Origin of the sequence: Streptomyces sp. NPDC052773, from assembly GCF_044547145.1 — a bacterium.
Lineage (GTDB): Bacteria > Actinomycetota > Actinomycetes > Streptomycetales > Streptomycetaceae > Streptomyces.
The window spans coordinates 216,474-241,577 of record NZ_JBITZX010000005.1 but is presented as its reverse complement, the minus strand read 5'-3'; the positions used below and the strand labels follow the sequence as shown (position 1 = coordinate 241,577).

Genomic DNA, 25,104 nt, shown 5'->3' with positions numbered 1-25,104 from the left:
CCATAGGTTCTTACGCGTGGGAACGGCGGCCTTCTCGGAGGCGCCGATTCCGTGTTGTACTTGCATATCCGCAGGGCTGGTTCACCCCAGCCCCCCGAGACGCCGAGAGGAGGCGAGTCCAGTGATCAGCATCAACGCCAGCTCCATCAGCACCGTCAAAATGACCGATCGCTCGGTCGTCGCTTCCCTGTGCATGCTCGGCTCCTCGGACCAGGGCACCGGTCTGTCCGGCATTCGTGCCGTCCGTCCGGCGTCCTCCGTCGCTCTCGCGGGTCTTCCCGTCCGCGAGCGCGATGAGCGACCGACCAAGGCACTGGAAGCGGCAGTAGAGGCACAGGCGCAGGCCTATGCCTTTACGGCGACCGGTGCCGGATTCCGGAAGCAGACGACGCAGCACCACCTGATGTGGGCCTTCCGTGGGCCAGAACCCTGGAGTGATCCAGCCTGATCGGCGATCAGGCCGGCGCCTTCAGGGCCGCGGAACCCCATCCGGGATCCGCGGCCCTTCTGTTTGTCCACGAACGTGGATGTGACAGAGCGAAGGGGCCTCGGGACAGAAAGCGCCCGGTACCAGCCGCCACCCGGTCCAACCGACCGGAACGACCAGACGAGGAAGTCAAACCGTGCAACTCGAAGCGCACGCCCCGTCCGTACCGCCTTCCCAAACGATCCCCCCGCCCGGCCTCACGGAGGACTCCACCTTGACCCCGCTCACTGCGCTCACCGCGCTCGACGACGCCATCGAGAACCTGGGCGTACCCGTCCCGTGCCGCTCCTACGACCCGGAGGTCTTCTTCGCCGAGTCGCCGGCCGACGTGGAGTACGCCAAGTCCCTCTGCCGCACCTGCCCGCTGATCGAGGCCTGCCTCGCCGGCGCCAAGGAGCGGCGTGAGCCCTGGGGCGTCTGGGGTGGCGAGCTGTTCGTCCAGGGTGTCGTCGTCGCCCGGAAGCGGCCGCGTGGCCGCCCGCGCAAGAACCCGGTCACGGCATGAACACCACAGGAACCATCGACCGTCCCCTCACGCACGACCCCCAGAAGCAGGCCCCGATGAAGCCGTCCACCCACGAGCCCACCGGCTCCGCGACACCAGACGTCACCACCACCGGCGCGACCGACTCGCGTCAGAACAGGACCCGAGAGATGCAACTCATCCCAGAAGCCCTGGCTCGTGCGCATATGCACGACCGCCTGCATGAGGCGCAGCGGGAGCGCCGGGCCATGAGCCTGGCGGCCGCCCGCCGGATGCAGCGCCGGGCCGAGCGCGCCTCGATGCGCGCCCGGCGGGCGCTCGCCCTCGCCGTCATGCAGTAACCCAGCCACGCCCGAAGCGGCGGCCTGCCGGTACCGGGAGGCGTGAGCTTCCCCGCGGGGGCCGGTCCTACCGAAGGGACCGGCCCCCGCGGTGCGTTGTGCCGGGCGATCCGCCGGTGACGGCGTTATCGTCGCCGGGTGACGACTCTTCCCGGAGGCAGTGACAAGGGCGGTTCCCCCACGAAGCGCGGGCGGGTCGTCTGCGCCCGCTGCGGCACCTTTGCGGATGGTCTCCAGCCCACCTGGACCTGCTCCGTGGAGAACGGCGTCCGCCAGTACTTCTGCGACAGCTGCTCCCGCGAGAACCTCAGAGCCATCGAGGGGCGCCTGGACTCGGCCTGGTGGTAGGCCGGGCGCCTCCTCTCAGCCGGGTGGCGGACCTCAGGCCTCCGCCGCCGACTCCTCGGGCAGCTCCTCCTCCGGCACGAAGCCCGGCAGCCACTCCTCCAGCTCCTCGCGCAGCCGGACGGTCGCGCCGAGCTGGCACAGGACACCGATGGTGCTGAGGGTGACGCGGTGTATCAGGAGATACGCCGGCGGCAGGTTCAGCCGCTTGCCGAGCTGGTAGGCGGGGGAGCGGGGGTCGGCGATCCGGGCCGCCTGGCTGCGCATCCAGCCGCGTGTGAAGGTGAACTCGTCGACCTGGGCCGGTTCGATGATCGGCAGGAGATAGTCGAGCACCGCGTCGGGGTCCAGCTCGATGGACTCCTTGACGAAGCCCTCCGCGCACAGCAGGTCGTAGACGGCCTGGGCCTCGCCGTCGAGGGTCATGCGCAGGGACTCGCCGATCGGGGTCGGCAGACCGCCCGGCAGACGGTCGACCGTGCCGAAGTCGAGCACGCCCAGCCGCCAGTCGTCCTCGCCTTCCGGGCCGCCGGGCAGCAGCCGGAAGTTCCCGGGGTGCGGGTCGGCGTGCAGCAGCCCGGTGCGGGCGGGGCCGGAAAAGAGGAAGCGGGCGAGCAGCTGACCGGCCCGGTCGCGCTGTTCCGGGGTGCCGTCGGAGATGACCTCCGACAGGGGGATGCCGTCGATCCACTCGGTGACCAGGACCTGCTCGCTCTGGTGGACGACGGCGGGCACCAGCACGTCCGGGTCGTCGGCGAACTCCTCGGCGTGCGCCCGCTGGGCCTGCGCCTCCAGGCCGTAGTCCAGCTCCTCGGAGACCCGGTCCTTCAGCTCCGTGATCAAGGGCTTGATGTCCATGCCGGGCACCAGCGGGCCCAGCAGCCGGGCGAAGCGGCTCAGCTGGTTCAGATCGGAGAGCAGGGCCTCGCCGGCGCCCGGGTACTGCACCTTCACCGCGACTTCGCGGCCGTCGTGCCACACGCCCCGGTGCACCTGGCCGATCGAGGCGGCCGCCGACGGCTTGTCCTCGAACTCCAGGAACAGCTCCCGCCAGTTTGGCCCGAGCCGCTCCGCGAGCACCGTGTGCACGGTGCGGGTCGGCATCGGCGGCGCCGCCTCCTGGAGCTTGGTCAGGGCCGCGCGGTAGGGGCCGGCGACCTCCTCGGGCAGCGCCGACTCGAAGACGGACAGTGCCTGCCCGAACTTCATCGCGCCGCCCTTGAGCTCGCCGAGCACCTTGAACAGCTGCTCCGCCGTGCGCTGTTGGAGCTCACGGCCGACGATCTCCGCGGACTCGCCGACGATCCGCTTGCCCAGCCCCCAGGTCGCCCGGCCGGCGAAGCCGAGCGGGAGCGCGGCGAGCTTGGCGGTCCGGGTGACCGCCTTCCGGGGAAGATCAGACATGCGCCCTCCAAGTCCCAGCCGGCCGCGCCGCGCCTGTCGGACGGCGTACCCGCGTTGACGACCCTTGCTCAGTCATTGTCTCGTGTGCGGCGGCGTCCTTTGAGGCCTGTTCCCCTCCGGCTTTCTCCGCCGCCCCGCACGGGCATGCGGAGTGTGCCCAAACCGGCCTCGCGTGCCACTGGAGGCCGGGGAGGGAGACCTCCCAGCGGGCGCCCGCGCTGGAGGGCGTCCGGCCGTCGAGAAAGGCAAGCGCGTGGGCCGCCGCCAGCCCGGCCACCGTGGTGGCGAGCGCCAGATCACACGGCCGTACCTGCCGCTGTCTGCCGGACCGCCACTGGGCGACCAGCCGGGGCCAGGTCGGGTCCCGGTCGGTGCGCGCCTCGTGCAGACAGCCCGCGCAGCCCGTCTCACCGGGCAGGACGAGCGGACCGACCATGCCGGTTCCCTCCGCCACCCCGGCGTACAGATGCGGGGTGCCCGAGGCCATGAGGGGAGCGGCGGTGTCCGGGCCGGGGGTGTGGACGGCCACATCGTCCCGCGGGGCGAGGATCACCAGGGAGAAGCCGGGCTCGGCCGTACCGGCGGGGGCCTGGGAGCGGCGGGGCGGGCGGTCCGGGGCGGCGGCGCGCGCCACCCGCCGGGCCGCCTCGTCGCGTCTGGCGCCCACGGTGTCGGCCGGCAGCCCGGCCGGGCTCACGTCCCACGGCTCCACCTGGCCGCCGTCGCGCACGTCGACCTCGCCGACGCCCGCCCCCGACAGCAGCGCGGCCAGGGCCGATCCCACCCGGCCGGCGCCGCGCACCTGCACGCGCTGGGAGCGGCGCGCGGCCAGCCGCTCGACGGCCTCGCCCGGTTCCGACGTGGTCAGCGACAGCGTGGCAAGGTCGGGGCGCAGCCGGTCCAGGACCTCCGGCTTCCCGCGCAGCGCCTGCGCGGCCGGTCCGCCGCCCCGGGCGTCGTCGAGGAGCCCGGCACCGGTCAGCCGGCGCACCAGCGCGTCGACATGGCCGTCGGGCAGGTCCATCCGCCGTCCTTCCTCGCGCAGCAGGTCCAGTCCGCGGGTGCCGTCGAGCAGATCGAGGAAGCTGCCGGTCGCGGTGTCCATCGGACCCAGCGTCATCGCGTGCGCGGGAGTCATCCCGAACTGCACGGTGTTGAGATCGCGCCAGCCGCGCCGGAGCGCGGGCTTCACCATCGGATGCATGACAGGCCCCCGTTGCCCGAGAAGTTCGTATCAAAGCCCTGTTCGTCAACGGGGAGGTGACCTGCCCGATTCCGGCCCTTTGAGACAAATTGTTCAGACCTGCGCCCGTTCGTGCCGGTCTCTCCGGTCCTGTCGGCCCGCGCTCCGTTGTCGACGCAGGCCAGCATGCCCGGACCGGGCGCCGGGTGCGGGGAGTTGTCCACAGGCGGCGGGTGATTGTCGTATAAATCAAACGCGCGGTGGGGCATCGCGGCGGAACGGCCCCGGACTCGGGACTTCCCGCGTGCGCAGCGGGTAACGTCGGGGCGTGCCCGCCGACCCACTGCACCGCGCCGGAACGCCACAGCGCAGCACGACGAGCCAGCCGCCCCGCGGCTCGCAGGCGAGCGCGATCGAGGTACGCAGGAGCGCCCGCCGGCGACGGACGGTGTCCGCGTACCGCGAGGGCGATCGCACCGTCGTGCTCATCCCCGCCCGGATGTCCGAGGCCGAGGAGCAGCGCTGGGTGAGCGTCATGCTCGACAAGCTGGCCGCCCAGGAGAGCAAGCGGACCCTCGGCGACGCCGAGCTGGCCGAGCGCGCCGAGCGGCTGTCGGCGCAGTACCTCGGAGGCCGGGCCCGGCCCACCTCGGTCCGCTGGGTCACCAACCAGAACACCCGCTGGGGTTCGTGCACGCCGGCCGAGGGCAGCATCCGGCTCTCGCACCGGCTGCAGGGCATGCCCGAGTACGTCGTCGACTACGTGCTCGTCCACGAGCTCGCCCATCTGCTGGTGCCCGGCCACGGCCCCCGTTTCTGGCGGCTGTTGGAGGCGTATCCGCGGACCGAGCGGGCCCGGGGCTACCTCGAAGGGGTGGTCGCGGCGGAACGGCTGCCCCACGTGCCCGGCGCGCGCGGAGAGTGATCTCCCCGCGCGGTCGGTGATCCGCCGCGCGCGGTCCGTGAGCTGCACCGTACCGGTTCGCCACCGGTCGGCGGAGGTTCTGTACCGGGTCTGTACCGGCCGCGTCCGTTGTCGGACTTTGCCGTTAGCCTGGCGCGACGCACTCACATTCGGGATGGGGGACGGTCGTAACGCATGGTCAGGGAATTCCAACGCGGCCACAAGGCCAGGATCAGTGACCTCACCGCGGGCACGGATCTGTACGTAGGCGTGCAGATCTCCGGCCCCGGACTGACCTTCGACATCAGCTGCTTCGGGCTCGACGCCGACGAACGGCTCTCGGACGACCGGTACTTCGTCTTCTTCAACCAGCCGAAGTCCCCCGAGGAGGCCATTCAGCTGCTGGGCGCCCAGGCGGGCGACACGGAGTCCTTCCGGGTCACGCTCGACCGCATCCCGCCCCGGATCCAGAAGCTGTCGTTCACGGCGACGATCGACGGCGCCGGGCAGATGTCGCAGATCAACCCCGGATACATCAGGATCGTCGCGGGCGGCGAGGAGGTGGCCCGGTACTCCTTCAACGGCTCGGAGTTCTCCACCGAGCGCGCCGTGATGCTGGGCGACTTCTACCTCAAGGACGTCTGGCGGTTCGCGGCCGTCGGCCAGGGCTTCGACGGTGGTCTGGAGGCGCTGCTGAGGAACTTCGGCGGCGAGGTCGCGGAGGAGGAGACCCCCGCGCCGCAGCAGAACCCGGCCGCGTCCGCCGCTCCCGGCTTCGCCCCGCCCGCCCAGGCCGCCGCCGCGCCGCCCGCGTTCGGCGCCCCGGCCGCCGCGCCCACCCCGGCGCCCGCGCCCGCGCCCGCACCGGCTCCGGCTCCCGAGCCCGCTCCGGCCCCTGCCCCCGCCCCCGCGCAGGGCTTCGCGCCCCCGCAGGGAGCAACGCCGCCCCCGGCGCCCCAGCCGCAGGTGCACGCCGCGCCGACCATCGCCGCGCCCATCACGCCGCCCGGCGGCACCGTCCCGCCGCCCGCCCCGGCCCCGACGCCGCCCTACGGCCAGCCCGCGCCGCAGCAGCCGTACGGCCAGCCGCCCCAGCAGGCCCCCTACGGCCAGCCGCCCCAGCAGCAGCCGTACGGCCAGGCCGCCGCCCCGGCGCCGACCGCCCCGCTGCCGCCCGGCTACGCCCAGCCCCCGGCGGCCCCCGCGCCTCACATGCCCCAGGCCCAGACTCCGTCCCCCGGCTACGGCCAGCAGCCTCCCTTCGGCCAGCAGCCCCCGGTCGGCCAGGCCCCGGGCCGGCCCGCGCCCTACGGCGCCCCGCAGGGGATGCCCCAGGGCATGCCGCACGGCGCCCCGCAGGCGCCCGGAGTCGCCGCCGCGCTCCAGCAGTTTCGGGAGTCGCCCACCGGGCAGCGCTGGACGCAGCAGAACAAGAAGATGGTCCGCGTCGACCTCGGCATCGGCGGCCAGCCCGTGCTCGCCCGCCAGGGCAGCATGGTCCTCTACCAGGGCAAGGTCGACTTCAGCTACAAGGGCGCCGGTTTCGCCGGCCGGATCGTCGGCAACGCCACCGGCCAGGAGATGCAGCTGATGCGCTGCACCGGCCAGGGCCAGGTCTTCCTCGCCGAGGACTCCACGATGCTGCACCCGATCGAGCTCCAGGGCGACGGCATCTGTGTCTCCGCCGAGAACGTGCTCGCCTTCGACGAGAGCCTCCAGTACGAGGTCCGACGGATCGAGGGGCACGGCATCCCCGGCGGCGCGCTGTTCACGATGCAGTTCACGGGCACCGGAACGATCGTCGTCAAGACCCACGGCACGCCCGTCGTGCTGCCGGTCACGCCGACCACGTTCGCCGACTGCAACGCCGTGGTCGCCTGGTCGTCCGCCGCCCAGGTGGTCGTCTCCAGCCAGGTCCGCATGCGCCGCAACGCCTACCCGGGCGACACCGGAGAGAGCGTGAACCTCCAGTTCCGGGGCGCGCCCGGCAACTTCATCGTCGTCCAGCCGTACGAGGTCTGAGGGAGCCCGTCATGAACCAGCCGCTCGCGGGCTACGCCCCCGCACCCGTCACCGCCCGCATGGAGAACCACGGCAACCACATGCTGAAGGTCGCCATGCAGACCGGGAACGACCTCCTCGCGCGCGTGGGGTCGATGGTCGCCTACGAAGGGTTCATCCAGTACGAGCCCAACCCGCCGGCCGTGCGCCAGATCGCCAAGGACTGGATGACCGGCGAGGGCGCGCCCCTGATGAAGTGCTCCGGCGACGGCCTGCTCTACCTCGCCGACTACGGTGCCAACGTCGTCGTGATCAACCTCAACGGCGACGGCATCTCGGTCAACGCCACCAACCTGCTCGCCTTCGACGCGCACCTCACCTGGGGCGTCGAGCGGGTCAAGGGGCTGGCGAAGTTCGCCGGGCAGGGCCTGTGGAACACCAGGATCTCCGGGCAGGGCTGGGTCGCGCTGACCTCCCGGGGCAAGCCGATCGTCGTCGACTGCGGCGGCGGCGAGGACGAGACGTACGTCGACCCGGACGCCCTCGTCGCCTGGTCCCCGAACCTCAAGGTGAAGGGCAAGCGCAGCTTCAAGGCGCAGTCGCTGATCGGCCGGGGCAGCGGGGAGGCCTACCAGATGGCCTTCTCCGGCCAGGGCATCGTCGTCGTCCAGCCGAGCGAGGACAGCACCGACCGCCTTCGGGTCCGGGGCTGAAGGGGGAGCCGGAAACACCATGCAGAGTTCGCTTTTCGCCCACGCCGAGCAGCAGACCCAGGAGCGCTGGAGCCTGCAGAACAAGCAGATGCTGCGCGTCGTCCTGGAGGGCCACGACGACATCCTGGCCCGCAAGGGCACCATGGTCGCCTACCAGGGCCTGGTGGAGTTCGACGCCGAGTTCCAGAACAGCAGCCAGTCGCGCGACCGCGCCCGCACCGGTGAGGGCCTGGACCTGATGCGCTGCCACGGGCAGGGCACGGTCTACCTCGCCAACCTCAGGCAGCACATCCACCTGGTGGACGTCGACCAGGACGGGCTCACCGTCGACAGCAGCTACGTCCTCGCCATGGACTCCTCGCTGCACCACGAGGTCATCGCCGTGGACAGCCTCTACGGCATCTCCGGCTCCGGGAAGTACCAGCTCAACATCACCGGCCGCGGCAAGGTCGCGCTGATGACCTCCGGCATGCCGCTGATGCTGCAGGTGACACCGGACAAGTACGTCAACTGCGACGCCGACGCGATCGTCGCCTGGTCCACCGCGCTGCGGGTGCAGATGCAGGCCCAGACGCACTCGTCCGGGGTGTGGCGGCGCCGCGGCAACACCGGTGAGGGCTGGGAGCTGAGCTTCATGGGCACCGGGTTCGCGCTGGTCCAGCCGAGCGAGATGCTGCCGCCGCAGAACGCCCAGACCGGCTCCGGGCTCGCCGCGCAGTACGGGATGGGACAGCAGGGGGCCCGCGGGCAGAACCAGGGCAACGTCTGGAACTGAGGCCGGACCGAGCCCACGAGAACATCGGTAAGGGGTGACCGCCATGGCGGTCACCCCTTACCCGTTCAGAGCCTCGCCCGGGTGGCCTCCAGCAGCCGTACGACCGACTCGTCGGCCACGTCCGCCACCTCGTCGTAGGCGAACCAGCGCAGGTCCAGCGACTCGTCGCTGATCTGCTGGACGGCGTCCGCCGGGGCGAGCACCGCGTACTGCACGTCGAAGTGGACGTGGCAGGGGGGCGGGATCGGATGCCGGTCCAGCCGCACCGGGCCGCCCGGCAGCAGCGTCAGCCCCGCGATGCCGGACTCCTCCGTCGCCTCGCGCAGCGCCGCCGCCGCGAGGGAGGTGTCCGCCGGCTCGCAGTGGCCGCCCATCTGGAGCCACATCCGCAGCTTGCGGTGGAGGGTGAGCAGTACGCGGCCGTGCTCCGGGTCGATCACCAGGGCGCTCGCCGTGATGTGGCCCGCGTGGCAGGCCTTCCACATGCCGTCCGGATGCGCGGCGAGGTGGTCGAGGTAGGCCTGGCGCAGCTCGTCCTGGTCCTCGTACGCCTTCAGTACGAGGACCGCGTCGTCGTGCAGGCTCACTCGGTGCCGTCGCCCTTGCCGTCGCCCTTGTCCTTCGTGCCCGGCTCGGGCTTGGCCTGTTCCGCCCGGCCCTGCTCCGGCTCGCCTTGTCCGGACTTCTTCAGGTCGGGCTTGTGCGCCGCCTCGCCGAGCATCTTGTCCCACTCGGAGAAGTCCATGTGCTCGCGGTGCACGAAGCCGTCCGGGTCGTCCAGGTCGGTGGCCGTCGGCAGCATGTCCGGGTGGGCCCACAGGGCGTCCCGGCCGTCCACGCCGCGCGCGTCCGTGAGCGAGGCCCACAGGCGGGAGGCGTCGCGCAGCCGGCGCGGGCGCAGCTCCAGGCCGATCAGCGTGGCGAACGTCTGCTCGGCCGGGCCGCCCGAGGCGCGGCGGCGGCGCAGGGTCTCGCGCAGCGCGTCGGCGGAGCCCAGACGGGGCTTCGCGGCGGCGTGCACCACCGCGTCCACCCAGCCCTCGACGAGCGCCAGCGCGGTCTCCAGACGGGCCAGGGCGGCCTTCTGCTCCGGCGTGTCCTCCGGCTGGAACATGCCCTGCTGGAGGGCGTCCTGCAGCTGCTCCGGGTTCTGCGGGTCGAACTGGCCGACCACGTCCTCCAGCTTGGCGGTGTCGACCTTGATGCCGCGCGCGTACCCGTCGACCGCGCCGAACAGGTGCGAGCGCAGCCACGGGACGTGCGCGAAGAGGCGCTGGTGAGCGGCCTCGCGCAGGGCGAGATACAGCCGCACCTCCTCCTTCGGCACACCCAGGTCCTTGCCGAAGACCTCGATGTTCACCGGCAGCAGGGCGGCCTTGCCGGCCGGGCCGAGCGGCAGGCCGATGTCCGTGGAGCCGACGACCTCGCCCGCGAGCACGCCCACGGCCTGGCCGATCTGCGTGCCGAACATGGCGCCGCCCATGGAGCGCATCATGCCGATCAGCGGGCCGGCCATGGCCTGCATCTCCTCGGGCAGGACGTCGCCCATGGCGGTGCCGACGCGCTCGGCGACCGGGTCGACCAGCTCCCGCCAGGCGGGCAGGGTGGCCTCCACCCACTCCGCGCGGCTCCAGGCCACGGCGGAGGCGGCGCCGGACGGCAGGGAGGTGGCGTCGTCCAGCCAGAGGTCGGCCAGGCGGACGGCTTCCTGGACGGCGGTGCGCTCGGCGGGGCCGACGCTCGCGTCCTTGGTGCCGTCAGAGGTGCCCTGGGCGACCGTCTGGCGGGCGATCTGCTTCGCCATGTCCCAGTTCACCGGGCCGCCCTCGTAGGAGAGCATCTGGCCCAGCTGCTGGAACGCGGCGCCCAGGTCGGTGGGGTTCAGGGAACCGAACATGGCAGCGAGCGGATTGTCCGCCCCGGGGCCTCCAAAGCCTCCGGCGCCGGGCAGCGACCCGAAACCGAACGGGTTGGCCGGTCCCTGCCCACCACCGCTCTGCTGGTCCTTCTTCTTGCCCTCGTCGCCGTTCTCCGGCTCCTCCGGCGGAAGGCCGAATCCGAATGGGGTGTCACTCACGGGATTCCTCGGCTGGTAAGGCCGCCGGTTCTTTTCCCGACGGCACGACTGCCCGACAACACCACCCAGCGTAGACACCCGGGGCGGTTCGGGCCTCGGTGCTTCGCCGACAGGAGGCCTGCGGCAGGATGGATGCCACCTGGTACGTACGCGTCACTCGCGCCCGTACTGAAGACAACCGCTGGAGACGCCCGGTGAGTTCCCCAGACCCGCAGGTTCGCGCAGCGCGAAACCACTCAACCTCTCCCGCCGCGCGCGGGCCCGTCGTCGCGGTGACCGGAGCCGCGTCCGGGGTCGGCGCGCTGCTCACCGCGCGGCTGGCCGCGTCGGAGGAGATCAAGCAGGTCATCGCCATCGACGAGCGACGCGGTGAGTGCGCTCAGGCGCAGTGGCACATCCTCGATGTGCGCGATCCGGCCATCGCGGAGAAACTGCGCGGGGCGGACGTCGTCGTCCACCTCGCGCTCGACCTCGACCTGGAGACCGATCCCGCCGCCCGCACGGCGTACAACGTGCGGGGCACACAGACCGTGCTCACCGCCGCCGCGGCAGCCGGGGTGCACCGCGCGGTGCTGTGCACCTCCGCGATGGTCTACGGGGCGCTGCCGGACAACGAGCTGCCCCTGTCGGAGGACGCCGAGCTGCGGGCCACGGCCGAGGCGACCGGTGTCGGCGACCTGCTGGAGATCGAACGGCTGGCACGGCGGGCGCCCCGCGCGCACCCCGGGCTCAATGTCACCGTGGTGCGCCCCGCGGTGCTCGTCGGCGGCACCGACACCGCCCTGACCAGGTACTTCGAGTCGCCTCGACTACTGGTGGTGGCCGGGTCGCGGCCGGCCTGGCAGTTCTGCCACGTCGAGGACCTGTGCAGTGCGCTCGAGTACGCCGTCCTGGAGAAGGTCGACGGCGAGCTGGCCGTCGGGTGCGACGGGTGGCTGGAGCAGGAGGAGGTCGAGGAGCTGAGCGGGATCCGGCGGATGGAGCTGCCGTCGGCGGTCGCGCTCGGTGCGGCGGCCCGGCTGCACCGGATCGGGCTCACGCCGTCGCCTGCGGGCGATCTGGCGTACACGATGTACCCCTGGGTGGTGAGCGGCAGCCGGCTGCACGATGCCGGGTGGCGGCCTCGGTGGACCAACGAGGAGGTCCTGGCGGAGCTGCTGGAGGAGGTCTCCGGGCGGCATACCGTGGCCGGGCGCCGACTGGGCCGCAAGGACGCGACGGCGGCGGGGGCGGCCGGGGCGACGGTCGCTCTGCTGGGTGCGGCGGCGGTGGTGCGGCGGGCACGGAAGGCTCGGCGGCGGATCTGAGGGGGCGCGGCTGGTGCTGCGGCCACGACGAGTCCCGCCCCCGCCGCCCCTACCCATTCCCCTCCCCAGGGGCTCCGCCCCTTCGACCCCACCAGGGGCTCCGCCCCTGGACCCGGGCGGGGGACCGCGCCGTGGGTGCCCGGTGCGGCTGGGTGCCTGGTGCGGCTGGGTCCCCGCCCCGCAGCGGGGGCTCCGCCCCCTGCACCCCCGGAGGGGCTGGGGCCCCGGGCGATGCCCTCTGGGCCCCGGCGGGGGGCTGCGTCCACCCCGCCCCCTCGGAAGGGCTGGGCCTGGGCGGCGAACCATGGGCCGCGGCGGGGTGTGCGCCGTGGGCGCCTGGTGCGGCTGGGTTTCCTGCCCCGCGGCGGTGCGCCCCCCCCGCAGGGGGCTGGGTCCCTGCGGCCCCGGAGGGGCTCCCCCCGGTTACGCCCCTGGACCTTCGCAGGGGCGACGCCCCCTGAGCCCCGGCGAGGGCTCCGCCCCTACCCCCCGGGCGGAGAGGGGTCTGCTCCTCCCTGTGCCCCCGCGCGGGAGTGGCTTTTGGCCTCGCCCTGACTCCGCCCACCCTGGACCCGCCCCCTACACGCGCACTGCGCAGCACCGAATCATCCGAGTCGAGTGGGTCTGGGATGGAATGGGCTGTAGGAGGAGCCAAAGCCTGGGTGGGGCGGGCGAGGGGAAAGATGCATTTCGGGTTGTCGGTGGGGTGAGGCACGATGGTGGCATGGCAGCCACGAACGATCATCCCGGTGAGCAGGGCGCTCAGGAGCCCATCAAGCTGATCGGTATTCGGGAGACGCCGCTCTCCGTGGACGAGGTGTTCCGGGCGGTCGGGGACGACGCCGCCGGGGGGACGGCGCTGTTCGTGGGGACCGTGCGGAACCATGACGGCGGGGCGGATGTGGACGAGCTCGGGTATTCGTGCCATCCGAGCGCCGAGGCCGAGATGCGGCGGATCGCGGAGAAGGTCGTCGCCGAGTTCCCGGTGCGCGCGCTGGCGGCCGTGCACCGCGTGGGCGACCTGCGGGTCGGGGACCTCGCCGTCGTCGTCGCCGTCTCCTGCCCGCACCGCGGCGAGGCCTTCGAGGCCTGCCGCAAGCTGATCGACGACCTCAAGCACGAGGTGCCCATCTGGAAGCACCAGAGGTTCTCCGACGGCACCGAGGAGTGGGTCGGCGCCTGCTGAGCACGACGGGGGAGCATGTCCCCCGTTCAGGCGTCCCTCCGCTTGCGTAACCGCACCCCTGGCGTGAGCGTTGTCACTGCGGATGGTTAATCTGCTGATCAGTCAGTTGCGGACGCTCACATGGGGTTGGGAGGTCGGCATGGCGGCGCTCGCCTGGTTGCTGATTCCGCTGATGGCTGCGATCGGCGCGGGTCTGTGGGGCGTGTGGGCCAACAGGACCCGCAAGGTGCGCAGCGACGGACCCGAACTCGACGGGTACGCGCGCTTCCGCGCGGCCATGGAGAAGTCCACGACCGGCGGCTGAGCAGCGGGGGCCGCCCTGACGGTGTGCTGACAGAAGCGTCCCGTACTGTCGAGGCATGCCACGCCGCACTGCGACGATGCTCGCCTCCACCCTGATGCTGATCGCGCTCCTGTGCGCGGGAGTCCTCATCCCCGTGCCGTATTCGGAGATGTCCCCGGGGCCGACGGTGAACACGCTGGGCGAGCACGACGGCGAGCCGGTGCTGCAGATCTCCGGGCGGAAGACGTATCCGACGGACGGTCACCTGAACATGACCACCGTCCGCGTGACCAGCGCCGACTACCGGATGAACCTGGTTGAGGCGGTCTACGGCTGGCTCGCGCACGACAACAAGGTGGTCCCGCACGACACCCTCTACCCGGACGGCAAGACCGAGGAGGAGTCCACCCAGGAGAACGCCGAGGAGTTCAGCCAGTCCCAGGAGAGCGCCAAGGTCGCCGCCCTGAAGGAACTGGACATCCCGGTGCAGTCCTGGGTGATCGTCTCCACCGTGGTCAAGGGCTCGCCGGCCGAGGGCAGGCTGCACGCGGGCGATGTGATCAAGGCGGTCGACGGTACGGCCGTCAAGGAGCCCGCCGACGTCGCCGAGCTGGTGACCAAGCACAAGCCCGGCGAGGACGTGCGCTTCACGATCGTGCCGGCCAAGGAGCAGGCCGCCGCGGAGAAGGAGAAGCGGGCGCCGCAGAAGACCGAGAACGTCGTCATCACCACGAAGACCTCCGACGACGGCGGTGAGAAGCGGGCCATCGTCGGGATCTCCGCCGGTACCGATCACACGTTCCCGTTCAGCATCGACATCAAGCTCGCCGACGTCGGCGGGCCCAGCGCCGGACTGATGTTCGCCCTCGGCATCTACGACAAGCTCACCCCGGGCAGCCTCACCGGCGGCCGTTTCGTCGCCGGGACCGGGACCATCGACGACGACGGCAAGGTCGGACCCATCGGCGGGGTCGAGATGAAGACCGTCGGCGCGCGCGGCAAGGGCGCCGAGTTCTTCCTGACGCCCGCCGACAACTGCGCCGCCGCCGCCAAGGACACCCCCGAGGGCCTCACCCTCGTCAAGGTGGACACCATCGACGACGCGCTCGGCGCCCTGAAGGACATCCGCAGCGGCGACACCGCCGACCTGCCGAAGTGCACCACCAAGGGCTGATCCGCCGCACCCGTCGGCAGTGTGGTGGAGACGGTGCCCGGACATGGCGGGGGCGCCCCGCGTCTCGCGGAGCGCCCCCGGCACCGTAACGGCCTCTCTCAGTCCTCGAACGTCGCCGCCAGCGCCTCCGCCAGGCCCGGCACCAGGTCGGAGCCGGTGAGCACCTCGGTCGGCGAGTCCTTCTCGCGCAGCCGCAGGGCCGACTCACGAGCGCCGTCGCGCAGGACGGCGACCGTCATCCGGACCTCCTGACGCTCGGGGTGCTCGGCCACCCACTTCGTCAGCGCGGCCTCGTCCAGATCCTGCGGAACCTGGGCCTCCGCGGACGGCGGCAGCATCAGGCGCTCCACGGTGAGCGCGCAGCCGTCCACCGCGTCGGGCCAGGCGATCGTGCCGAGGAACTCGTCGAGCGGCTTGTCCGTCGGCACTTCGTCCTGCTCGATCGGGGTGAGACCGGCGGAGGTCTCCTGCTCGTCCCCCAGGCCGAGCTGCGCCGCGAGGGCGGGTTCCTGGGCCCGCAACCGCGCGGTGTCTACGAGGGCGAAAAGGCGGGCGGGCTGGTCCCAGCCGAGGCCGGAGGCGTACTCGTCGATCTCGAGCACGGCCCGGGTGAGCGGGCTCGCCGCCATGGGAGTGTTGGACATGGTCACAATCCTGCCTCGTTCCCGCCCGGAATCGGGAACCGAGTAAAGCGTGAGTAAGTTGCATAGGTGAGGGCCTACGATCACGGGGCCCGTCCCACGGCCCGCGACACCGGGGGCCTGACAGACCAACAGCGACTTTCGAGGTGCCACCTTGGCTTTCCAGATGCCGGACCGCGGCGGAGGCCCGACGGGGCCACGGATCAGAGTGGGCCGCCCGTCCCGGCGTGTCCGGACCCTGCTCATGACACTGGGCGTCCTTGCCGTGCTCGGCATGGCGTTCACCATGTTCGCGGGCTTCTGGACGGACTGGCTCTGGTACCGGTCGGTGAACTACTCGTCCGTCTTCACCACCACCCTGTGGACCAAGATCGGACTCTTCTTCGTCTTCGGCCTGCTCATGGCCCTGGCGGTCGGCTTCAACATCTGGCTGGCGCACCGGCTGCGGCCGCCGCTGAGCGCGATGTCGATGGAGCAGCAGAGCCTCGACCGCTACCGGATGGGCATCGCGCCGTACAAGAAGTGGCTGCTGCTGGGGATCACGGCCCTGGTCGGGCTGATCGCCGGCGCCTCCGCCTCCGGTCAGTGGCGGACCTGGCTGATGTGGGTCAACGGCGTGCCCTTCGGGCAGAAGGACCCGCAGTTCCACCTGGACGTGAAGTTCTACGCGTTCGACCTGCCCTGGTACCGGTTCCTGCTCGGCTTCGGCTTCGCCGCCGTGATCCTGTCCGTGATCGCCGCCGCGCTCACCCACTACCTGTACGGCGGGCTGCGCGTCACCAGCCCCGGCGCCCGCGCCACGGCCGCCGCGACCGGGCACCTGTCGGTGCTGATCGGCATCTTCGTCGCCCTGAAGGCGGTCGCCTACTGGCTCGACCGGTACGGCCTCGCGGTGAAGTCCAGCGACTTCAAGGCGACGGACAACTGGACCGGCCTCAGGTATGTGGACGCCAACGCCTATCTGCCGGCCAAGACGATCCTGTTCTGCATCGCCGTCATCTGCGCGCTGCTGTTCTTCGCCACGATCTGGCGCCGCACCTGGCAGCTGCCGCTGATCGGCTTCGGCCTGATGGTGCTCTCGGCGATCCTGATCGGCGGGCTGTACCCGGCGATCGTCCAGAAGTTCCAGGTCCAGCCGAACGAGCAGGCCAAGGAAGCGCCGTACGTCGAGAAGAACCTCAAGGCCACGCGTGAGGCCTACGGCATCGACGGGACCAAGGTCAGCGACTACCCGGGGACCAGCAAGACCGAGGACAAGGCGCAGCTGCGGGACGACGCGGACGGCGCGGCGAGCATCCGGATCATGGACCCGAACATCGTCTCGCCGACGTTCCAGCAGCTCCAGCAGATGCGGAACTACTACGCGTTCCCGACCAACCTGGACGTCGACCGCTACAGCCAGGACGGCAAGGACCAGGACACGGTCATCGGTCTGCGCGAGCTGAACCTCGCCGGCATCCCGAAGAAGAACTGGATCAACAACCACTTCCGCTACACCCACGGCTACGGCGTGGTCGCCGCCAAGGGCACCACCGCCGACTCCGAGGGCCGCCCGGTCTTCACCGAGTCCGACCTGCCGTCCAAGGGCGACCTGCCCGAGTACCAGCAGCGGATCTACTACGGCGAGAAGACCACCACGTACTCGATCGTCGGCGGTCCCCAGAAGGAGATCGACTACTCCGACGACAGCGGCGAGAAGACCTACAGCTACCGGGCGGACAGCGGGGTCAACCTCTCCGACCCCGTCAACCGGGCCGCGTACGCGGTGGCGTTCAACGAGCCGCAGATCCTCTACTCGGGCGCCATCGGCGAGGGTTCGCGGATCCTGTACAACCGCACGCCCAAGGAGCGCGTCGAGGCGGTCGCCCCGTGGCTGACCATCGACGGCGACGCCTACCCGGCGGTCGTGAACGGCAAGATCCAGTGGATCGTCGACGCGTACACGACGACGAACGGCTACCCGTACGCCTCCCGTACGACCCTCGGTGACACCACCGCGGACTCGCTGACCGCGACCAACGACCAGCGCGCGGTGGTCGCCCAGCAGAACCAGGTCAACTACATCCGCAACTCGGTGAAGGCGACCGTCGACGCGTACACCGGCGAGGTCAAGCTCTACCAGTGGGACACCCAGGACCCGGTCCTGAAGACCTGGATGAAGGCGTTCCCGGACACGGTCGAGCCGAAGAGCGCGATCTCCGAGGAGCTGATGGCCCACCTGCGCTACCCGCAGGACCTGTTCAAGGTGCAGCGCGAACTGCTCACCCGCTACCACGTGAAGGACGCCGAGACGTTCCTCAGCGGCAGCGAGGTGTGGCAGGTGCCGGACGACCCGACCAACAAGACGGGCGACGCGGTGCCGCCGTACTACCTGAGCATGAAGATGCCCGACCAGAAGGAACAGGCGTTCTCGCTGACGACCACCTTCACGCCCAACGGCCGCGACAACCTGAGTGCGTTCATGGCGGTCGACGCGGAGGCGGGCACCAGCGGCTACGGGCAGATCAGAATCCTGAAACTGCCGACGAGCACCACGGTCTCCGGACCCAAGCAGGTGCAGAGCCAGTTCAACTCCGAACAGGACATCGCCGAGTCCATCAGGCTGCTGCGAGGCGGTGACTCGGAGGTCGAGTACGGCAACCTGCTGACGGTGCCGCTCGACGGCGGACTGCTCTACGTGGAACCGGTCTACGTCCGCGGTGGCGGGCTGAAGTACCCGCTGCTGCGCAAGGTCCTGGTGACCTACGGCGGCAACACCGCGTTCGAGGACACCCTCGAGGAAGCCCTCAACAAGGTGTTCGGCGCGGAGGGTTCGGCTCCGCAGCCGCCCGAGGACGAGGGCGACGACGGTGGCCGCGACGAGCCGACCCAGCCGCCGACGACCGGGGACCCGACCGTCGAAGAGGCACTCGCCGACGCGCAGAAGGCGTTCGACGCCGGCCAGGAGGCCCTGCAGAAGGGCGACTGGGAGGCGTACGGCCGGGCGCAGCAGGACCTGGAGGACGCGCTGAAGCGAGCCGAGGAGGCTCAGGGGCGCGCCGACAGGACCGGCGCAGGCGGTGGCTCCGGCGGAGAGGCCGGCGGTGACGGCGGCGGTGGCGGTGACTCGGGCGCTTCCGCCAGTCCCAGCCCGAAGCCCGGCTCAGATAACTGATCAAGTGCTCCCCCCGCGCCGTGATACGGTTGAGGAACAACGGCGCGGGGTGGAGCAGCTCGGTAGCTCGCTGGGCTCATAACCCAGAGGTCGCAGGTTCAAATCCTGTCCCCGCTACTGAAATCGAAGGCCCGGATCCTCACAGGGATCCGGGCCTTCGGCATGTGCGAACTCATGTGCCGATGCGGTGCATCGCCGTGCCGCCGTGGGGAGTTGGGAAATCTGTGTTTGACTTGTCTCTCTGTGGGCATGTCGACAAAACGCTGAAGTGACCTCACTGGCTTCGGTATACGAGGTGTACCCGGGTTGCGGGTGGTGCGACGATGGACGTTATGGGGGACATGGCAACTCTGTTCGAGACAGGGCGGTTTGTGCAGCCGACCGGCCAGGAGGAAACCCGTGACGAGGCCGCCGAGGCGGCCGAGGAGGCGCGGCAGCGACTCGCCGCGGAGGCCGGTGACATCGAGGCGATGAGCGTTCTCGGGGCGATGCTGCTGCGCCGCGGCGATCTCGACGGAGCCGAGCCCCATCTGCGTGCCGCGACCGCCGCCGGGGACCGGGCCGCCGCCAACAACCTGGGCGTCCTGCTGTACCAGCGGGGATACCCCGACGAGGCCGCGGGCTGGTGGCGGATCGCCGCCGTCGCCGGTTCGGCGGCGGCGGCGCACGCGCTCGGGCGGCACTACCGCGAGCGCGGGGACGAGCCCGCCGCCGAGTACTGGCTGCGCCAGTCCGCCGAGCAGGGGCATGTGCTGGGCGCGTACGCGCTCGCCGATCTGCTGGAGCACCGCGGGGACACCGAGGCCGAGAAGTGGATGCGGGCCGCCGCCGAGCGGGGGCACCGGGAGGGGGCGTACCGGCTGGCGCGCGCGCTGGACCGGAGAGCCGCCGCCGCGGGGGACACCGACGGTGACAACGGTGTCGTATGCGGGGCGGGAGGCGGTGGCGGTGGCGGTGGTGCGGCTGGGGCGGCGGAGGAGGCCGAGCAGTGGTACCGGCAGGCCGCCGCGCGCGGTCACCGGCGGGCCGCGCTGTACCTCGGGGCGATCCTGGAGCGGCGCGGTGAGCTGAAGGAGGCCGGCCGCTGGTATCTGACGTCCGCGAAGGACGGGGAGGCGCGGGCCGCGTGCGCGCTCGGGTTCCTGCTGCGCGACGCCGGCGACGAGGAGAGCGCCGCCGTGTGGTGGCTGCGGGCCGCGCAGGAGGGCGACGGCAACGCGGCCAACGCGCTCGGCGCGCTGCACGCCGAGCGCGGGCAGACACAGACCGCGGAGCGGTGGTACCGGGCGGCGATGGACGCCGGGGACGTGAACGGCGCCTACAACCTGGGGCTGCTCTGCGCCGAGCAGGGACGGACCGCGCAGGCCGAGCAGTGGTACCGGCGGGCGGCGTACGCCGGGCACCGGGAGGCGGCGAACGCGCTGGCGATCCTGCTGCTCCAGGGCGGGGACGAGACCGGGGCGGAGCCCTGGTTCTCCAAGGCCGCGGAGGCGGGGAGCGTCGACGCGGCGTTCAACCTAGGGATTCTCTACGCGGGGCGGGGGGAGGAGGAGGCCGCCCTGCGGTGGTACGAGCGGGCGGCTGCGGCCGGGCATACGGAGGCGGCGCTCCAGGTCGGGATCGCGCGGCTGCGGGAGGGCGACGAGCAGGAGGCGGAGCGGCATCTGCGGTGCGCGGCGGGCGGGGGGAGCGCGGAGGCGGCGTACCGGCTGGCGACCGTGCTCGACGCGCGGCAGCCGGCGGGGGCCGGGCCGGAGCTGGGGGAGCCGGTGCACCGGCGGACCGAGTGCGAGGAGTGGTACGAGCGGGCGGCGTCGCAGGGGCATCGGCGGGCGCAGGTGCGGGTGGGGATGCTGGCGGCGGCGCGGGGGGACGTCGTCGAGGCGGCGCGGTGGTACCGGGAGGCGGCCGAGGCTGGCTCCCGGAACGGGGCGTTCAATCTCGGACTGCTGCTGGCCCGGGAGGGGAGCGAGCCCGAGGCGGTCATGTGGTGGAAGCGCGCCGCCGACGACGGGCACGGGCGGGCGGCGCTCCGGCTCGCCCTCGTCTACGCGCGTCGCGGCGAGCTGGTCGAAGGGCAGCGCTGGGCGGATCTCGCGGTCTCGCTGGGGCCGGCGGAGGTGGCCGAGCGGGCGGCGCGGCTGCGGGACGCGCTGCGGGAGGAACTGTCGGCGTGAGGGCGTCTCGATCGTCGTCCTGCACCCCGCCCCTCCGGGCCACCGCGTCGACGCGATTTGCCTCGGGCGGCACGTTGACGTAATGTTGCATTCGTCGACGCGGGGTGGAGCAGCTCGGTAGCTCGCTGGGCTCATAACCCAGAGGTCGCAGGTTCAAATCCTGTCCCCGCTACTGAAGATCGAGGGCCGGAATCCGAAAGGGTTCCGGCCCTCGGTGTTTCTCCGCGTTCCGTGCGTGAGCACTGTCCGCGCCCATGCCTATGCGCCTGGCATGCGGAAGGCCCCGGCACCAGGTGGGTGCCGGGGCCTTGCCGTGGAGTGAGAGCTACGCCGAGGCGCAGTTCGGGCAGATGCCGCGGTAGGTGACCTCGACGTCCGAGACCGTGAAGCCGAAGCGCTCGGAGTCGGGGAGGTCGGCCAGCGGGTTGCCCGTGGGGTGGACGTCGCGGATCGAGCCGCACTGGGCGCACACCAGGTGGTGGTGCGGGCGGTGTGCGTTCGGGTCGTACCGCTTGGCTCGCTTGTCGGTGGTGACCTCGATGACCTCGCCCAGGGAGACCAGCTCGCCGAGGGTGTTGTAGACGGTCGCCCGGGAGATCTCGGGCAGCTTCGCGACGGCTCGGGCGTGGACCTCGTCGGCCGTGAGGTGAACGTGCTCGCCGTCGAGGACCTCGGCCACAACACGCCGCTGCGCGGTCATCCGCCATCCGCGTCCGCGCAGTCGATCAAGAAGGTCGCTCATGGCACCAGCCTAACAGCAGGGGACCTGTATCCCGAATGGGTGTGAAGTTGGAGTCTCCCCTGGATTGGAGACTTGCTTGACTTAGACAATGTCTATTGTAGGATCGAGATCGGCGTTAGAACAAGGGACAGGGAAGACAGGAAGGTGCGTCCGTGACTCAGGGACCGCTCACCACCGAGGCCGGTGCTCCGGTAGCCGACAACCAGAACAGCGAGACGGCGGGCGTCGGCGGCCCGGTGCTCGTCCAGGACCAGCTCCTCCTGGAGAAGCTGGCCCACTTCAACCGCGAGCGCATCCCGGAGCGAGTCGTGCACGCCCGCGGCGCCGGCGCCTACGGCACCTTCACGGTGACCGCCGATGTCACGAAGTACACGCGGGCCAAGTTCCTCTCCGAGGTCGGCAAGCAGACCGAGGTGTTCCTGCGGTTCTCCACCGTGGCCGGCAACCTCGGCGCCGCGGACGCCGTCCGCGACCCGCGCGGCTTCGCGGTGAAGTTCTACACCGAGGAGGGCAACTACGACCTCGTCGGCAACAACACCCCGGTGTTCTTCATCCGCGACGCGATCAAGTTCCCGGACTTCATCCACACCCAGAAGCGCGACCCGTACACGGGCTCCCAGGAGGCGGACAACGTCTGGGACTTCTGGAGCCTGAGCCCGGAGTCCACGCACCAGGTGACCTGGCTGTTCGGCGACCGCGGCATCCCCGCCTCGTACCGGCACATGGACGGCTTCGGCTCGCACACCTTCCAGTGGAACAACGAGGCCGGCGAGGTCTTCTGGGTCAAGTACCACTTCAAGACCGACCAGGGCATCAAGAACCTCACCCAGGAAGAGGCCAACAGGCTCGCCGGTGAGGACCCCGACTCCCACCAGCGCGACCTGCGCGAGGCCATCGAGCGCGGCGAGTTCCCGAGCTGGACCGTGGGTGTGCAGATCATGCCGGCGGCCGAGGCGGCGACGTACCGCTTCAACCCGTTCGACCTGACCAAGGTGTGGCCGCACGCGGACTACCCGGTCATCGAGATCGGCAAGCTGGAGCTCAACCGCAACCCGCGGAACATCTTCGCCGAGGTCGAGCAGTCGATCTTCTCGCCCGCGCACTTCGTGCCGGGTATCGGCCCCTCGCCGGACAAGATGCTCCAGGGCCGGCTGTTCGCCTACGGCGACGCGCACCGCTACCGCGTCGGCATCAACGCCGACCACCTGCCGGTGAACCGCCCGCACGCGACCGTGGCGAACACCAACTCCCGCGACGGCTTCCTCTACGACGGCCGGCACGGCGGCGCCAAGAACTACGAGCCGAACAGCTTCGGCGGTCCGCAGCAGACGGGCCGGCCGCTGTGGCAGCCGTTCGACGCCTTCACCGGCGGCACCGGCAACCACCCGACCCCGCGCCACACCGAGGACGACGACTTCGTCCAGGCGGGCAACCTCTACCGGCTGATGAGCGCCGACGAGCAGAAGCGGCTGATCAACAACCTGGCGGGCTTCATCGCCAAGGTCTCGCGCGAGGACATCGTCGAGCGCGCGATCGGCAACTTCCGCAACGCGGACGCCGACTTCGGCAAGCGGCTGGAGGCCGCGGTCCAGGCCCTGCGCGGCTGAACAACCCCACCAGCACTGGATCGCTTGCCGTAGGCGGCGGGCCGGGTTCCCCTCGGGGCCCGGCCCGCCGTGCGTTCCACGCCGGTACGGCCGGTGGTCTGCGCGGATACGGCCGTTGATCTGCGCGGATGCGGGCGGTGCTCTACGCCGATACGGCCGGCGCGGTGGCCCTGTGCAGTTTCGCCGGGACCCAGCAGCGGATGAGGTCGCGGACCGAGACGATGCCGGCCGGCTCGTCCCGGTCGAGGACGATCAGATGCCGGAAGCCGCCGTGCGCCATGGCGCGGGCCGCCTCCTCCAGGGTCCAGGCCGGGGTGGCGAAGACGACGTCGGTGGTGGTGTGGGCGTGCGCGCACTCCGTGTCCGGGTCCTGCCCGAGGCCCACGGAGTTGAGGATGTCGCGTTCGGTCAGGATGCCGATACCGCCGGCGTCCGGGTCGTGGACGACGGCCGCGCCGACGCGGCGGGCGGCCATCAGGGCAGCGGCCTGGCGGAGGGTGTGGGTGGGGCCGATGGTGAGGACGACGGTGCTCATGGCGTCGCGGACGAGCATGGGCTGGAGCCACCTCCTAAGGAATCCCCTGGTCAGGCCCCGGGTCAGGGCTTGTTCCGGGATTCACAAATTCACAAGTGGGGGGACTCTCAGAGTGGCAGGCAAAGGGAGGGTCAACAAGGGGGCGCGTGAAGCTCAGTAGCGCTGATTCAGGTAGCCCAGCAGCTCGTCGTGGAGGAGGCCGTTCGACGCCGCCGCGTTGCCGCTGTGCGGACCCGGGCGTCCGTCGAGGCCGGTGAAGGTGCCGCCCGCCTCGGTGACGATGATGGCGTTCGCCGCCATGTCCCACAGCGACAGCTCGGGCTCCGCGCACAGGTCCACCGAGCCCTCGGCCACCATCATGTACGGCCAGAAGTCGCCGTACGCGCGCGTGCGCCAGACCTCGCGGGTCAGGTCCAGGAAGCCGTTCAGCCGGCCCTGCTCCTCCCAGCCGGAGAGCGAGGAGTACGCGAACGAGGCGTCCGCGAGCTTCGAGACTCGCGAGACGTGCAGCCGGGTCGCCTTCTGCAGGCTGCGCCCGCTGAACGCGCCATGACCCTTCGCCGCCCACCAGCGGCGGCCGAGCGCGGGCGCGGAGACCACGCCGACGACGGGCTGGTACCCGCCCTCCCCGGCCTCCATCAGCGCGATCAGGGTCGCCCAGACGGGGACGCCGCGCACATAGTTCTTGGTGCCGTCGATCGGGTCGATCACCCAGCGGCGGGGTCCGGTGCCCTCGACGCCGTACTCCTCGCCGAGGATCGCGTCCCGCGGCCGGGCGCGCTGGAGCTGGCCGCGGATGAGCTCCTCGGCGGCTTGGTCCGCTTCGCTGACCGGGGTCATGTCCGGCTTCGTCTCGACCTTGAGGTCGATGGCCTTGAAGCGGTCCATGGTGGCGGCGTCTGCGGCGTCCGCGAGGACGTGGGCGAGGCGGAGGTCGTTGAGGTAGTCCGGCATGTGAGGAACGGTATCCGGCCTGCGAGGTGCGGGGCCACACGGGGCCCGCCGCTGCCGGGGGATGCGATGCTGCGGGCATGCACGACACGTTCGCGGCGCGGCTCGACAGCGCGGAGGAGTGGCTGTCCGCCGCGATCGAGGACGCCCAGGAGGGGCACTGGGCGCGCGACGCCGTGGAGCGGCAGGTGATGGCGGACGTCGGAGCCGCGACCAACCCCCTCCACGGCGGACGGCTGCCTCCCTTCACCGGTGACCTCTGGCCCGTCCGGCTCGGGCGGATCGCCCACTGGGCCGGAGCGCTCCGGCTGGCCGCCCGCGCCGGAGGCTGGGACCTCACGCCCGTCGCCGGGCGCCGCCCGCCGCGCTCCGCGGGCATGGCCGTCCTGCTCTCCGGGATCTACGCGGTCGGCGAGCAGGGCGAGCTGTGGATGCGGCGGCTCCCGGCCGGCGAGACCCCGCCCGGGGCGGAGGTGGCCCGCGCCGAGGGGTTCCTGTACGGGCCTGGGTCGGTGGAGGACCTGGAACTCTTCTTCTACGACTGACCTGACCTCGCCGAACGTCCAGCGCCCCGCTCCGCCGCCCCGCGCGCGGTCTCTCGTGCGCCCTTTGTGCCTGCGTGAACCCTTGACA

24 protein-coding genes and 2 tRNA genes are annotated in these 25,104 nt (G+C 71.4%); 18 read left to right on the top strand and 8 right to left on the bottom strand.

Annotated elements, in window-relative coordinates:
- Positions 1 to 121 precede the first annotated feature (121 nt).
- From ACIG0D_RS13905 to ACIG0D_RS13890, 4 genes are all read left to right on the top strand, one after another.
- Positions 122 to 448 carry a hypothetical protein gene (locus ACIG0D_RS13905; RefSeq protein WP_399799751.1) on the top strand — a complete coding sequence of 109 codons (327 nt, stop codon included), beginning with the start codon at positions 122 to 124 and terminating at the stop codon, positions 446 to 448.
- 175 nt (positions 449 to 623) lie between these two features.
- Positions 624 to 992 carry a WhiB family transcriptional regulator gene (locus tag ACIG0D_RS13900; RefSeq protein ID WP_023546912.1) on the top strand — a complete coding sequence of 123 codons (369 nt, stop codon included), beginning with the start codon at positions 624 to 626 and terminating at the stop codon, positions 990 to 992.
- Positions 989 to 1,312 (top strand): hypothetical protein, encoded by a 324-nt coding sequence (locus tag ACIG0D_RS13895; RefSeq protein WP_399799749.1) that lies wholly within the window; start codon positions 989 to 991, stop codon positions 1,310 to 1,312. Before ACIG0D_RS13900 ends, ACIG0D_RS13895 begins: the two co-directional genes overlap by 4 nt.
- A 138-nt stretch (positions 1,313 to 1,450) precedes the next feature.
- Positions 1,451 to 1,660 carry a hypothetical protein gene (locus ACIG0D_RS13890; protein WP_399799746.1) on the top strand — a complete coding sequence of 70 codons (210 nt, stop codon included), beginning with the start codon at positions 1,451 to 1,453 and terminating at the stop codon, positions 1,658 to 1,660.
- A gap of 33 nt (positions 1,661 to 1,693) precedes the next feature.
- On the opposite strand, the gene ACIG0D_RS13885 is transcribed toward ACIG0D_RS13890, so the two are convergent.
- Both ACIG0D_RS13885 and ACIG0D_RS13880 read right to left on the bottom strand, forming a co-directional pair.
- Complete coding sequence (locus ACIG0D_RS13885; protein WP_399799743.1) at positions 1,694 to 3,061, bottom strand: ABC1 kinase family protein; 1,368 nt, start codon at positions 3,059 to 3,061, stop codon at positions 1,694 to 1,696.
- Positions 3,054 to 4,265, bottom strand: coding sequence for a TOMM precursor leader peptide-binding protein (locus ACIG0D_RS13880; protein ID WP_399799740.1), 1,212 nt, complete (start codon positions 4,263 to 4,265; stop codon positions 3,054 to 3,056). The genes ACIG0D_RS13885 and ACIG0D_RS13880 overlap by 8 nt, the downstream gene beginning before the upstream one ends.
- Before the next feature lie 307 nt (positions 4,266 to 4,572).
- On the opposite strand from ACIG0D_RS13880, the gene ACIG0D_RS13875 reads away from it, so the two are divergent.
- From ACIG0D_RS13875 to ACIG0D_RS13860, 4 genes are all read left to right on the top strand, one after another.
- Positions 4,573 to 5,169 carry a M48 family metallopeptidase gene (locus ACIG0D_RS13875; RefSeq protein ID WP_365757850.1) on the top strand — a complete coding sequence of 199 codons (597 nt, stop codon included), beginning with the start codon at positions 4,573 to 4,575 and terminating at the stop codon, positions 5,167 to 5,169.
- Between the two features lie 174 nt (positions 5,170 to 5,343).
- Positions 5,344 to 7,170, top strand: coding sequence for a TerD family protein (locus ACIG0D_RS13870; RefSeq protein WP_399799736.1), 1,827 nt, complete (start codon positions 5,344 to 5,346; stop codon positions 7,168 to 7,170).
- A gap of 11 nt (positions 7,171 to 7,181) precedes the next feature.
- Complete coding sequence (locus tag ACIG0D_RS13865; RefSeq protein WP_086173603.1) at positions 7,182 to 7,862, top strand: AIM24 family protein; 681 nt, start codon at positions 7,182 to 7,184, stop codon at positions 7,860 to 7,862.
- Positions 7,863 to 7,881: 19 nt separating this feature from the next.
- On the top strand, positions 7,882 to 8,637 hold the full coding sequence (locus ACIG0D_RS13860; protein WP_399799733.1) for an AIM24 family protein: 756 nt from the start codon (positions 7,882 to 7,884) through the stop codon (positions 8,635 to 8,637).
- 65 nt (positions 8,638 to 8,702) lie between these two features.
- Here the strand turns inward: ACIG0D_RS13860 and ACIG0D_RS13855 are convergent, their stop codons facing one another.
- Complete coding sequence (locus ACIG0D_RS13855) at positions 8,703 to 9,224, bottom strand: NUDIX hydrolase (RefSeq protein WP_399799731.1); 522 nt, start codon at positions 9,222 to 9,224, stop codon at positions 8,703 to 8,705.
- Complete coding sequence (locus tag ACIG0D_RS13850; protein WP_399799728.1) at positions 9,221 to 10,714, bottom strand: zinc-dependent metalloprotease; 1,494 nt, start codon at positions 10,712 to 10,714, stop codon at positions 9,221 to 9,223. Before ACIG0D_RS13850 ends, ACIG0D_RS13855 begins: the two co-directional genes overlap by 4 nt.
- Positions 10,715 to 10,908: 194 nt before the next feature.
- Between ACIG0D_RS13850 and ACIG0D_RS13845 the strand changes: the two genes are divergently transcribed.
- The 4 genes from ACIG0D_RS13845 to ACIG0D_RS13830 all read left to right on the top strand — a co-directional run bounded on the left by ACIG0D_RS13845 (position 10,909) and on the right by ACIG0D_RS13830 (position 14,664).
- Positions 10,909 to 12,021: an SDR family oxidoreductase gene (locus ACIG0D_RS13845; RefSeq protein WP_399799725.1), complete on the top strand. Its 1,113-nt coding sequence runs from the start codon at positions 10,909 to 10,911 to the stop codon at positions 12,019 to 12,021.
- A 724-nt stretch (positions 12,022 to 12,745) separates the two neighbouring features.
- Positions 12,746 to 13,207 (top strand): molybdenum cofactor biosynthesis protein MoaE, encoded by a 462-nt coding sequence (locus ACIG0D_RS13840; protein WP_365757864.1) that lies wholly within the window; start codon positions 12,746 to 12,748, stop codon positions 13,205 to 13,207.
- Positions 13,208 to 13,346: 139 nt separating this feature from the next.
- Positions 13,347 to 13,511 (top strand): hypothetical protein, encoded by a 165-nt coding sequence (locus ACIG0D_RS13835; protein ID WP_365757866.1) that lies wholly within the window; start codon positions 13,347 to 13,349, stop codon positions 13,509 to 13,511.
- Positions 13,512 to 13,566: 55 nt separating this feature from the next.
- Positions 13,567 to 14,664: a PDZ domain-containing protein gene (locus ACIG0D_RS13830; protein WP_399799721.1), complete on the top strand. Its 1,098-nt coding sequence runs from the start codon at positions 13,567 to 13,569 to the stop codon at positions 14,662 to 14,664.
- A gap of 98 nt (positions 14,665 to 14,762) precedes the next feature.
- On the opposite strand, the gene ACIG0D_RS13825 is transcribed toward ACIG0D_RS13830, so the two are convergent.
- Positions 14,763 to 15,308, bottom strand: a complete 546-nt coding sequence (locus ACIG0D_RS13825) for a PPA1309 family protein (RefSeq protein ID WP_399799719.1) — start codon at positions 15,306 to 15,308, stop codon at positions 14,763 to 14,765.
- A 163-nt stretch (positions 15,309 to 15,471) separates the two neighbouring features.
- Here ACIG0D_RS13825 and ACIG0D_RS13820 point away from each other — a divergent pair, with 163 nt between their 5' ends.
- The 4 genes from ACIG0D_RS13820 to ACIG0D_RS13805 all read left to right on the top strand — a co-directional run bounded on the left by ACIG0D_RS13820 (position 15,472) and on the right by ACIG0D_RS13805 (position 20,808).
- Positions 15,472 to 18,459: a UPF0182 family protein gene (locus ACIG0D_RS13820; protein ID WP_399800284.1), complete on the top strand. Its 2,988-nt coding sequence runs from the start codon at positions 15,472 to 15,474 to the stop codon at positions 18,457 to 18,459.
- A gap of 43 nt (positions 18,460 to 18,502) precedes the next feature.
- Positions 18,503 to 18,576 (top strand) — tRNA-Met (locus ACIG0D_RS13815).
- Positions 18,577 to 18,782: 206 nt separating this feature from the next.
- Entirely contained in the window at positions 18,783 to 20,636 is a 1,854-nt protein-coding gene (locus ACIG0D_RS13810; protein WP_399799716.1) for a sel1 repeat family protein, read from the top strand.
- 98 nt (positions 20,637 to 20,734) lie between these two features.
- Positions 20,735 to 20,808 (top strand) — tRNA-Met (locus ACIG0D_RS13805).
- Between the two features lie 153 nt (positions 20,809 to 20,961).
- Here ACIG0D_RS13805 and ACIG0D_RS13800 read toward each other — a convergent pair.
- Complete coding sequence (locus tag ACIG0D_RS13800; RefSeq protein ID WP_365757874.1) at positions 20,962 to 21,378, bottom strand: Fur family transcriptional regulator; 417 nt, start codon at positions 21,376 to 21,378, stop codon at positions 20,962 to 20,964.
- Between the two features lie 152 nt (positions 21,379 to 21,530).
- On the opposite strand from ACIG0D_RS13800, the gene ACIG0D_RS13795 reads away from it, so the two are divergent.
- Positions 21,531 to 22,985 carry a catalase gene (locus tag ACIG0D_RS13795; RefSeq protein WP_399799713.1) on the top strand — a complete coding sequence of 485 codons (1,455 nt, stop codon included), beginning with the start codon at positions 21,531 to 21,533 and terminating at the stop codon, positions 22,983 to 22,985.
- Between the two features lie 142 nt (positions 22,986 to 23,127).
- Here the strand turns inward: ACIG0D_RS13795 and ACIG0D_RS13790 are convergent, their stop codons facing one another.
- Positions 23,128 to 23,538: a cyclic nucleotide-binding/CBS domain-containing protein gene (locus tag ACIG0D_RS13790; RefSeq protein ID WP_399799710.1), complete on the bottom strand. Its 411-nt coding sequence runs from the start codon at positions 23,536 to 23,538 to the stop codon at positions 23,128 to 23,130.
- Between the two features lie 135 nt (positions 23,539 to 23,673).
- Positions 23,674 to 24,474, bottom strand: coding sequence for a histidinol-phosphatase (gene hisN, locus ACIG0D_RS13785; protein ID WP_399799708.1), 801 nt, complete (start codon positions 24,472 to 24,474; stop codon positions 23,674 to 23,676).
- Between the two features lie 77 nt (positions 24,475 to 24,551).
- On the opposite strand from hisN, the gene ACIG0D_RS13780 reads away from it, so the two are divergent.
- Positions 24,552 to 25,016, top strand: coding sequence for a hypothetical protein (locus ACIG0D_RS13780; RefSeq protein ID WP_399799706.1), 465 nt, complete (start codon positions 24,552 to 24,554; stop codon positions 25,014 to 25,016).
- Positions 25,017 to 25,104: the final 88 nt, after the last annotated feature.